Annotated in this window: 6 protein-coding genes; 1 reads left to right on the top strand and 5 read right to left on the bottom strand. The window is 40.1% G+C overall.

The window, feature by feature from the left end; genetic code table 11:
* Positions 1 to 420: 420 nt before the first annotated feature.
* From COE25_RS31155 to COE25_RS28945, 5 genes are all read right to left on the bottom strand, one after another.
* Positions 421 to 594, bottom strand: coding sequence for a hypothetical protein (locus COE25_RS31155; protein WP_180247655.1), 174 nt, complete (start codon positions 592 to 594; stop codon positions 421 to 423).
* A gap of 404 nt (positions 595 to 998) precedes the next feature.
* Positions 999 to 3,185 (bottom strand): transglycosylase domain-containing protein, encoded by a 2,187-nt coding sequence (locus COE25_RS28960; RefSeq protein ID WP_098935115.1) that lies wholly within the window; start codon positions 3,183 to 3,185, stop codon positions 999 to 1,001.
* Positions 3,186 to 3,443: 258 nt separating this feature from the next.
* Positions 3,444 to 6,056 (bottom strand): mannosylglycerate hydrolase, encoded by a 2,613-nt coding sequence (mngB, locus tag COE25_RS28955; protein WP_098935114.1) that lies wholly within the window; start codon positions 6,054 to 6,056, stop codon positions 3,444 to 3,446.
* 66 nt (positions 6,057 to 6,122) lie between these two features.
* Positions 6,123 to 8,069 carry a PTS 2-O-a-mannosyl-D-glycerate transporter subunit IIABC gene (mngA, locus tag COE25_RS28950; RefSeq protein ID WP_098935113.1) on the bottom strand — a complete coding sequence of 649 codons (1,947 nt, stop codon included), beginning with the start codon at positions 8,067 to 8,069 and terminating at the stop codon, positions 6,123 to 6,125.
* A gap of 135 nt (positions 8,070 to 8,204) precedes the next feature.
* Entirely contained in the window at positions 8,205 to 8,933 is a 729-nt protein-coding gene (locus COE25_RS28945) for a MurR/RpiR family transcriptional regulator (protein ID WP_098935112.1), read from the bottom strand.
* A 136-nt stretch (positions 8,934 to 9,069) separates the two neighbouring features.
* Here COE25_RS28945 and COE25_RS28940 point away from each other — a divergent pair.
* A partial coding sequence (locus COE25_RS28940) for a glycerate kinase family protein (RefSeq protein WP_142354532.1) occupies positions 9,070 to 10,238 on the top strand: 1,169 nt, incomplete at its 3' end.

Here is a 10,238-nt window from a genome sequence, read left to right as displayed (position 1 = left end):
ATGTCAGAAGCGACATTTATTATTATATCGAATCTCAATTACTATGTCAATATAATATTTTATTTTTTTGTTCTCACTTTCAACGAATTTGACAGCCGTTAAAAGCAACTTCCTTATAATAGCACCTTCGATTCACATATGCAACAGAAAGTTTTTCTTTTTTTATAGAGAGTTCATTTCCTCAAAAACCTTTTTTGAGATAACGATACCTGATCTATTTAAATCAACAACCAAAACTGGTTTCACATGAAGTCAAAGAATGAACCATTCAATAATAAATGAGAAAACCTGAATATCATAAGATGACCACCGAGAAGGTCCCTTCAAAGAAATGCAGAAACCCTTATATTAAGCCGCGTTTTTCCTGCGCCTCAAACCTAGTGGGACCTTGGAGAGTTGGGTAACCCAAATAGACTTAGTTTATATAGTGCCGATTCGCTGATAAAATGTTAGATTCGCTGATATATCTGTGATTCCCGCTGATAAAATGCTAGATTCGCTGATAAATCTGTGTTTTCCGCTGATAAAATGGTCCAGTTCGCTGATATTCTTCATTGATTCATAGATAGGGAGCTCAGTTTGACCAATTTCCACGCTTTCACCCCCCTCAGCCACTCCAGATTCTCAATAGGAGAGAGTTTATTTGCCCAATTTTAGGTTTTGTTTGCGAAACCAGACCATTTGTTTGCGAAACCCAAGAAATTAATAGATACATAGTTCTTGCGCCAACAAATTCCTAATTGGGAGGAGTGAAGATTATTTTAGTGACTCATAAAGTACGAAGTACCCATTAGAGTCTTTTTATTGTTTAATAGAGGTTCATAACCTAGACCTAATAATACAAAACAACCCTTACCTACATGTGTAGATAAGGGTTGTTCTAATGCTTTGAACTTCCTTAGAATCCTGACTGACGGTGCCTGACACTTAGTAATCTTTCAATCTTCGACAAAATCCGGCGCGTACAGGCACCGGGATTCCCGCGACTGTCTCCGGGATTAATGCTTCTCTTTCTCTTTCCCTTTTCCTTTTTCTTTCCCTTTCCCTTGATGATTTTTCCGTTGCTCTTTTTGTTGTTTCGCTTCTTCTTTTTGCTTTTTCCCATTCCCACCATCTTCACTAACCTGTTTTTCTTTTTTGATAATAGGTTTTGGTGGTACTTCTGCAGAATTGACCCCTTTAATATACAGTTCATTATTTACTCGATAGACACTGTTTGGCTCCTGAAAACGAGATGAATCTGTTCCAAATGACTGCATCATGGCTTTAAACATATACTGCGAAATTTTCTGCGTATTTGCGACCATATAGTTACCATTACCGTTTTGTGCGTATCCGGTCCAGACCGCCATTGTGTATTGCGGGGTATATCCTGCAAACCAGCTATCATTTGTCGCGTTGGTCGGGTATCCAAATTTAGCTCTAGTCTCTGCATTAAAATTGGTTGTACCTGTCTTCCCTGCAACATCTAGGTTAAGGACATTCGCTGTTGTACCTGTCCCATCATTTACGACTGTGCGTAACATATCCGTCACCATATACGCTGTGTAATCCTGCATGACACGTTTTGATTTCTCCGTAAAATTCACTACTTTGCCATTCGGAAGTACCACTTTTTGAACAAAATGCGGTTTATTATAGTTGCCGTTATTTCCAAAAGCACTGTAGGCCCCTGCCATGGCTAAAGGACTTACGGTATTGCTTCCAATCGAATAGGATTCATATACTTGGTTATCTTTAAAAGTAATGCCGAGTTTTTCTGCAAAGTTCTTTGCCTGATCCATTCCAACCTCCCGCATCGTGAGAAGAGCAGGAATATTATAAGATTTTTTCAGTGCACTCCGTATCGTCAGCATTCCGTGATATTGATGGTCCCAGTTGGAAATCGGCTCGCCGGTTGAATAGGAGGTATTCTGGTCATTGATTAGATGTGCAGTGGACCATTTCAAATCTTCAATCGCAGGGCCATAATCAAAAATCGGCTTAAATGTTGAGCCTGGTTGACGTTTGATATCAACTGCAAAGTTGTTACCTAGAAACTCTGCTTTATAGTCGTTTCGCCCGCTGCCGATCGCCCTGACTTCACCAGTTTTGGTATCTAAAAAGACGAAAGCTCCCTGAAAACCTGCATCTGGATAGGCAATGATTTCATTGGTGTTCAACATTTTGTCTGCATAATCCTGTGCTTTTGGATCTAGGGTAGTATAGATAGATAATCCATCCTTACTGATGTCTACATCCTTCAGTTTACCCTTTACCTCTTTTACAACTGCATCTAAAAACGCTTCGTAAGGCATACTTTGTTGCGTGCTTTTTGGTACAAGTCCCTCAGTAACTGGAACTTTTGAAGCTTCCTGTAATTGTTTCTCTGTTATATAACCATCTCTAAGCATCGAACGTAAGACAATAGTACGACGCTTCGTGGCTGCTTCTTTGTTTTCTGGCTTGGTCGGATCATAGTTATTCGGACTCTGCGGCAGTCCAGCTAACATGGCTGCCTGCGCGAGCGTCAATTTTTTCAAATCATTTGCGTCAATACCATAGTAACTTTTTGCTGCAGCAGCTACTCCGTAAGCGCGGTTTCCAAGGTAAATTTTGTTTAAGTACATCATTAAAATATCGTGCTTGGAATATTTCTGTTCCAACTGATACGCCAAGTCCCATTCTTGCACTTTTCGCTTTAATGTTTTCTCTGGAGTCAAAAAGGAATTCTTTATCACTTGCTGCGTAATTGTACTACCGCCCTGCGATCCGAAATCTCCGGTTAAGTTTACAAAAATTGCCTTGGCCGTCCTTTTGATATCGATCCCTTGATGCTCATAAAAATGGGAATCTTCCGTGGCGATAAACGCTTGCTCCAGCACTTTCGGAACTTGCTCATACGCAATTTTTGTTCGCTTTTCCTTCCCGTACTCATAAATAAAGTTTCCGTTCTCATCATAGAATTTTGTAGAAAGTGGATCCACCAGCTTAGAAGCATCCAAGTTAGGCGAATCCTTAATCATTGAAGCGAACGATATAGCGCCTGCTCCTGTTGAAACAAGTCCAAGTACGAGACAGACAATGATTACTTTTTTCAATAATGATCCTTTTTTCTTCGGTATTCGCTGATTTCTTTGTTGATTCTGTCTTGCGTTTTCCGCTTGTTTTCGTTCCTCACGAGATTGATAGGTCTCTTCTGGCATTCTTCTTCTCTCCCATGTCTATTTATGGTTACGCAAAGTTGATTTTAATGGAGGTATTATAAAGGGAAATTTCACCCTTACTTAAACTAATTATATAGTTTCGAAGGTAAACTCGATTTTATGAGGGATTTTGACATAACTTTTTATTCCAATTAGAGATCACCTTCATTATTGCAGAAAAAAAAGGAGATGGCGTTATTAAACCTTTCTCCTTTTAACAGACTATTAAGTTTGAAATAATCTCTTTCTTTAGTGGACCTAATAAAATAGTACTGTTTTTACTTGGTTTTGTTTTAATGACACGGTAAAGCTATTATTTTCTACTTCCATCGAAGCAATAGGGTTTTCATTCAAGTTACCTTCTTGTACATGTTCAACTGAACGGTTAAGGGTAAATGATGAATATCTTCCCTCCTCTGTCGGATTAAAGAAGCGTAGAACAAATTGGTCTTCCTTTTCCGCCTTTTTCAGTGTACTAAGCACGGATGTAGGACTCGTTTCTTGCAGCAAACTAAAGCATAATGGTGTCAGTACACCAGATGGATTTAGTTTCATCGCATTATACGGTATTTTATTATAGGTCTGAATTGGTGTAGTAAATTCCTTCGCTATCCTTCCTGTGTTTGCTGCAGTAACAGGGCCTCTATGCGTTGTAATCGCAAAGTCCAGGTTCAGCTTACCTAGCATTTGTGAGTCAGGTGTAGGCAGTTTAATACCAGAAGGACGTCCTGGTCTTCTTAGCATTTCTTCTTTTCCTAACACACCAACACTCCGAAATAGGGTAATGGCAATCGTATCATCATTTTTCCCAATGATTTCGTACTCCCGTGTACTGTTGGTTAACACGCTAACACCATGTTCCTGATCTGATAAGCCAACAAAAGAGAGCATTGGAAAAATTGAATCGGGACGCTCATCCCAATTTTCTTTTTCCCAGACATCCATCGCTGAATCATATACGTCACGCTTAATGAATCCAAATTGATTGTCCGAAACGGAAACAGAAGATGCAATTCCCGTTGGAATCAAAGCACGAAGACGGTGATCCTTCGCTTGATTATCGATTTCTACGTTAACCTTTAAGACAGGCTGATGATTTGGAATCATTATGTTCCAATTAACCTCTACAAATCGGTCAATTGTATTGGTTTTTCGATTTTCTAAGGTGCCAGGTACTTCAAGCTTTAACTGAATATCAATCTGGGCTTGTAAGTCATTTTGGGCCATATTTATTTTCGCTCCGGCAAGATCACTGTAAATAAGTGTTTCATTTTGTAGAGGCGAGAAGTCGTATTCGTCGCCATCATCTCCGCCGTTTTCTAACAACAGAACATTGTTAAATTCCTTTTCAAGCTGCTTATCCCAAATTTTTAACGTCCCATTAGGATTTACGGAGACGATATAATAATCGGTTTCCACCGTTTCTCCCGCAGCAAGGGAATTCCCCATAGTGTTTTCTTCATTAACAACAAAGTAAGTTTTATACCCCATTGCAGGGATAGAATCTTTCAGTTGGACTATATATTGATAGAATGGATCATAGTTACCATAGTGAACGATTTGACGGTCAATCAAGCCGGGATCCAATTCTTCTTTTTTCAAGACCTCAAATGGAATAGTGTTTCCGTCTGAATCCTCTAATGTAAAGAAAGGCAACTTTGTAATCACGGTCGTCGTCACGACTTCATTCCGTTCATATGGAAGCAGGTTAAATGCTGTTAAACGATCTTCCGTGCGATCCGTGTCAATTGAATCAGTGATTTTACGCTTGTAGTGTTCAATCAGTTGATCGGTTTTTTCCTCCGCCAAGAAGAATCGATTCATGATTTCACGGTGAACTTTATCAGAGCAGCAGCAGCCGATACTGTCATGGGCATGATTTTTCATGATTTCTTTCCAAATTAATTCAATCAAGCCATGATGATATTCAAACCCTAGTGAATAAGCAATCGATGCTAATGGTTCAAGGATGTTCGTGATTTTATTTTCAATTCGTGTATTCGCAGCTTTAATATCCATTCGTGTAGAATAAATACTTCTGTGAACTCGCATGTATTTTCCATCTAAAAATTCGCCTTGTAACGTTGGCAAGGATTGGTTTTTCTCAATTTCAGCAAATACATTTTCATATTTGCTTAGGAAGAACTCACGATCAGGGTATAACCGCTCTAGTTTTTCAATAATGGTAAAAATATTTTTCTGAATAGGCATTTGATCGTGACCATTTGGGAGAATAATATTTTCAGTCGTCGCTCCACGGTCAAGCACTGTAAAGTACTTATCAATGCGCTCCTGCAGTTTCTCCTCATCCTCAGGCAGATATTTACCGATCGCATATCCAAGTGGGAATAGCTGAACTAAGACTTTCGATCCCTCATCACTTTCCCAGTAAAATTCTGTCTTATCTGTACCGTGACGTTCGGATGTCCCACGCCAGAAAATAGAGTATTGAATATCAAAACCATTTAAGATTTGCGGCATTTGTGAGGATTGGCCAAATGAATCGGGCAAATAGCCAATCTTCATCGGTGAACCAAATTCTTCACTATCCTTTAATCCATAGAGTAGGTTACGAACAATCGATTCTCCGCCAACTACCATTTCATCTGTTTGTGTATACCATGGACCGATGATGAGTTTGCCTGCTTGGACGAGTTTTTTGACCCGTTCCCGATTTTGTGGTTTAACCGCAAAGTAATCTTCAAGGATTGAGGTTTGACCATCTAATACGTAATAGGGATAATCCGGATTCGTTTCAAGCATTTCTAGAATTTCTTCCATATTATTAACAAGTAAAATTCGAGACTCTTCTGTTGAAAAGTACCACTCTCTGTCCCAATGCATGTGGGGTACGATATGAACTTTTTTCATGATGTCCTCCAAATTTCAATGGTACCTAGTGAGGTAATCTCTAGGTACCATATATTTTTTTAAAAATTAGGCTGCTTTTTCTGTCTCAAAGCTACTTTTTTTTTCCTTATTCACTTTGCTTTTTCTTGTTAAGATTAATAAAATTGTTGAAATAACAGCTCCAATTAAGGCTGCACCAAACCAAATACTTGCGGCCATTAGTGCAGGTTGTCCTTTTAGTAAGGCTAAGGAGAAAATTCCTGCACCCGGTACATTTAAACCAATATTAAAGTAGGCAACAATTGCACCTGTTACGGCTGAACCAGCAATTAAGGATGGAATGACACGTAATGGGTCATTAATCATAAACGGAATGGCTCCTTCTGTAATCCCTGCTAGACCAAGCAGCCACGTTTGTTTACCAATTTCTTGTTCTTGTTTGTTAAAATACTTTTTCCCGATAATCGTTGCCCCTGTTACAGAAAAAGCTGAAACCATTTTTACTGAAGCAAATGCCGCGTAAGGAATAAAGTTACCACTTGCCATTGCTCCAATACAGAAGGTATAGGCTGCTTTGTTCACTGGTCCGCCTAAGTCAAACGAAACCATGGCACCAAGAATCGCTCCTAAAATAAGTGCATTTGCTCCAGAAAGACTACCAAGCCAATCGATTAAGCCTTGATTGATCCATGCAAGTGGTTTTCCAATCACGAATAACATGATGGAACCAACAACTAGTGTACCAATCACTGGGTATACCCAGAAGCTAATAAACCCTGCAAATGTTCCTTTTGGCTGCACTTTTTTCTTTAAGAATTTTATGAAGAAACCGGCAAGGAAACCACCAAGCATACCGCCAAGGAATCCACTGCCAATAAGATTGGCGGCTACACCGGCTGCAAAACCAGGTCCAAGAGCGGGCTTATCCGCAATGGCGTAGGCCATATAGGCGGCTAAAATTGGCACCATTAGTTGTCCAAGGAGGCCGCCGCCAAGTTGTCTTAATAACCAAAGCCATGAGCCTTCTTTTGCATACACATCTTGAAGATCAAACGCTTGCGAAATTAATACTGCTACGGCTAATGTCATCCCCCCAGCAACAATGACTGGAATAATATAAGAAATACCGGTTAAGATCGAGTCTTTAATTTCTGTTTTAAATGATTTTTCACCGTCGTCTTCTGATGAAGACTCTGCGGTTTGGGATGGATTGTAAGGTTTTTTTGGTGTTGCTTCTGCCTTTTCTAATGCTTCCTCTAGCAATTCCTTTGCATTTCTAAGCGGTGCTGCCACAGATGTTTTCAGCTTTGGTAAATGTGTGAAGCGTTCCTCATTTTTGACCGCCACATCATTAGCAAAGATAATCGCATCCGCTTTTTTCAAAAGCGCTGTTGTATGACGATCCTCAATGCCGTTTGCTCCTTGCTTTTCAACAAATACATCGACACCTAGTTCTTGTCCTGCTTTTATAAGAGCTTCTGCTGCCATATACGTATGGGCAATTCCGGCTGGACATGCGGTAATAGCTAGGATAGTTTTGTTTAATTTCTTTACTGCTCTTGTTTCTTCCTGAGCGTCTGTGTTATCCAGTTGCTCAAATAATTCAGTATTTGTTTTGGCTTGTAAAAGTCGATTTTTATAAGATTCGTTTGATAATCTTCTAACAAATTCAGCAAGTAAGGCAAGGTGGGTTGAACCCGCTTCATTTTCTGGAATGGCAAGCAGGATCACGAGCTGTACTTGATTGTTGGGATCAATACTTTCCCAGTCGGTTAATGGTTTTTTGAGTGTAGCGACTGCAAAAGCCGCTTCCTTAACCGCTTTAGATTTTCCATGCGGGATCGCGAGTCCACCTTCAAAGCCTGTGGGAGAAAGTTTTTCTCTATCGAATACAGATTGAAGATATTCTTCTTCAGAGTGTAGTTTTCCAGCTTCACCTAGCTGTTTGACTAAATACTGAATGACATCCTTTTTGCTGCTAAAGATGCGTTCAGTACTGATTAGGCTTGGTGAGGTAAGTGCTTGAAGTTGCATATTGATTACCCCCATCGTGAAAGTGTTTTCATTTACAGATTTATCGTAACAAAAAAAAAATAAGAAGAGCGATTCTTCTTATTTTTACACACTAAAATTGCAATTAAGCGTTTCCATGTGTATATGTACACATTTTTAAAAGTGGTCCCAATAAAATTGCGATAATGTTTGTAATAAAATCATCACCGGAGTTCGGTCGGTTATATTGTAGCCATTTTTTACTTTTTTAGGTGCAAAGCAATATAAATTAACAGCAGCCGCTTCTTGCAGAGAATTCCTAGTAAAATGCGTTAATGAGATAATCGGAATGTCTCTTTGTTTTGCTCGTTCAGCCATCTCAAGGATTTGCGGGGTTTCACCTGAAAGGCTGATTAGAAACAGAACGTCATGTTTGTTCATTTGATCAAGCATGTTTATCACTTCATGGCGATGAATATAGTGCTCGGTTACTTTTCCGACCACGCGCAAATTCCGGACCATCATCTCGCAGAAATCAGCGGAATCACCGACTCCAAAAAATAAGACATGCTTTGCATCATGCATCATTTTAGCGGCCGCTTCGATTTGTTCCATATCAATGAGTTCAAAGGTTTTTTGAATAAGAAAATAGGAACTATCCTCATCTGGAGCTTTGGACGACCCCAGTTCTTCCTTTATACTATTTTTGAGGTGCGAGAACCCATCATATCCAAGCTTTTTCGAAAGTCTTGTAATTGTATTTGGGACAGTAAAAAGACTTGTTGCTACGGATTGAATTGACAGGTGTGTGAATTCCTCTTCATTCATTAAGATATATTCAATAATTTGGTCGTCGGTATCGTTTAACTTATATTCAAATTTATGGACTCGTTCTTCAAAACGCATAGATTTCACCTCAATTTTTTTTATTATAGCAGACTATGAAACGGTTTCACTACTGGATGTCATAAAGGCCGTAAAAAGTTGAGGGTTTCTGCATGCGGCTAACACCTTATATAACTATTTGTTGGAGGGATAGACAGTGAATATCTTAGTAGCAATGGATTCTTTGAAGGGGAGCTTATCCTCATTTGAAGCGAATAAAGCGATAGCCGAAGGATTTTTTAAGGCCAATTCGGCTTTCAAGGTTCAGACTGTGCCGATAGCTGATGGAGGAGAAGGAACGGTAGAGGCGCTCGTTCATGCAACCAATGGACAGTTAATCGAATCGGTTGTTACTGGACCATTAGGACAGCCAGTGAAGGCGAGATATGGTATTTTGGGAGATCGGACTACAGCTGTTATCGAGATTGCTGAAGCTTGTGGATTACCTTTAGTACCGGAGGCAGAACGCAATCCCCTTATCGCCACATCCTATGGTGTTGGTGAGATGATTTTGGAAGCAGTTGAAAAGGGCTGTCAATATTTTATTATCGGTCTTGGTGGAAGTGCGACCAATGATGCGGGCGTGGGGATGCTTCAGGCACTAGGGTACCGTTTTTTGAATAAACAAGGATTTGATATTGGATATGGCGGAGCAGAACTTAAGAATATAGCGAAAATTGATTCGAGTTGTGTACCTGAAAAGGTAAGGACTGCGAGATATCGTGTTGCTTGTGATGTCCATAACCCGCTATATGGGGTGAACGGTGCCGCTTATATATTCGGCCCCCAAAAAGGGGCGACAGCCGAAATGGTAAAGGAATTAGATGATGGGCTAAAATGTTTTGCAAATGTGGTGTTGGAGCAGTTCGGGGTCGAATTGCAGCATATTTCTGGGGCAGGTGCAGCAGGTGGACTTGGTGCTGCTTTTGCTGGTTTTTTACAGGTTCAGTTAGAGTCAGGTGTGGGGCTAATACTTGAAATGGCAGGTTTAGAAGAGAAACTGCAGGAAGTAGATATTGTGGTCACAGGTGAGGGAAAGCTGGATAGGCAAACCTCAATGGGGAAAGCGCCTGCAGGAATTTCTCGCCTGGCAAGAAAGCATGGTTTACCAGTGATAGCCTTAGCAGGTGATATTTCCGACGGTGATTCTCCACTGCATGAGTCAGGGATCTCTGCTTATTTTACCATTGTAAGTGGACCAGTTGAGTTAGAGGCAGCCATGGACCCAGAAGCTGCTATATCAAATTTGAAAAGAACTGCTGAACAAATAGGGAGGTTATTGTGCCTTTCTATGAAAAAAGAGCCGAGGGACGGTTCTTACAGGGT

The organism is Bacillus sp. AFS031507 (assembly GCF_002584635.1).
Lineage (GTDB): Bacteria > Bacillota > Bacilli > Bacillales > Cytobacillaceae > Neobacillus.
The sequence above is the reverse complement of the archived record's forward strand: the minus strand, read 5'-3'. Positions and strand labels throughout refer to the sequence as shown.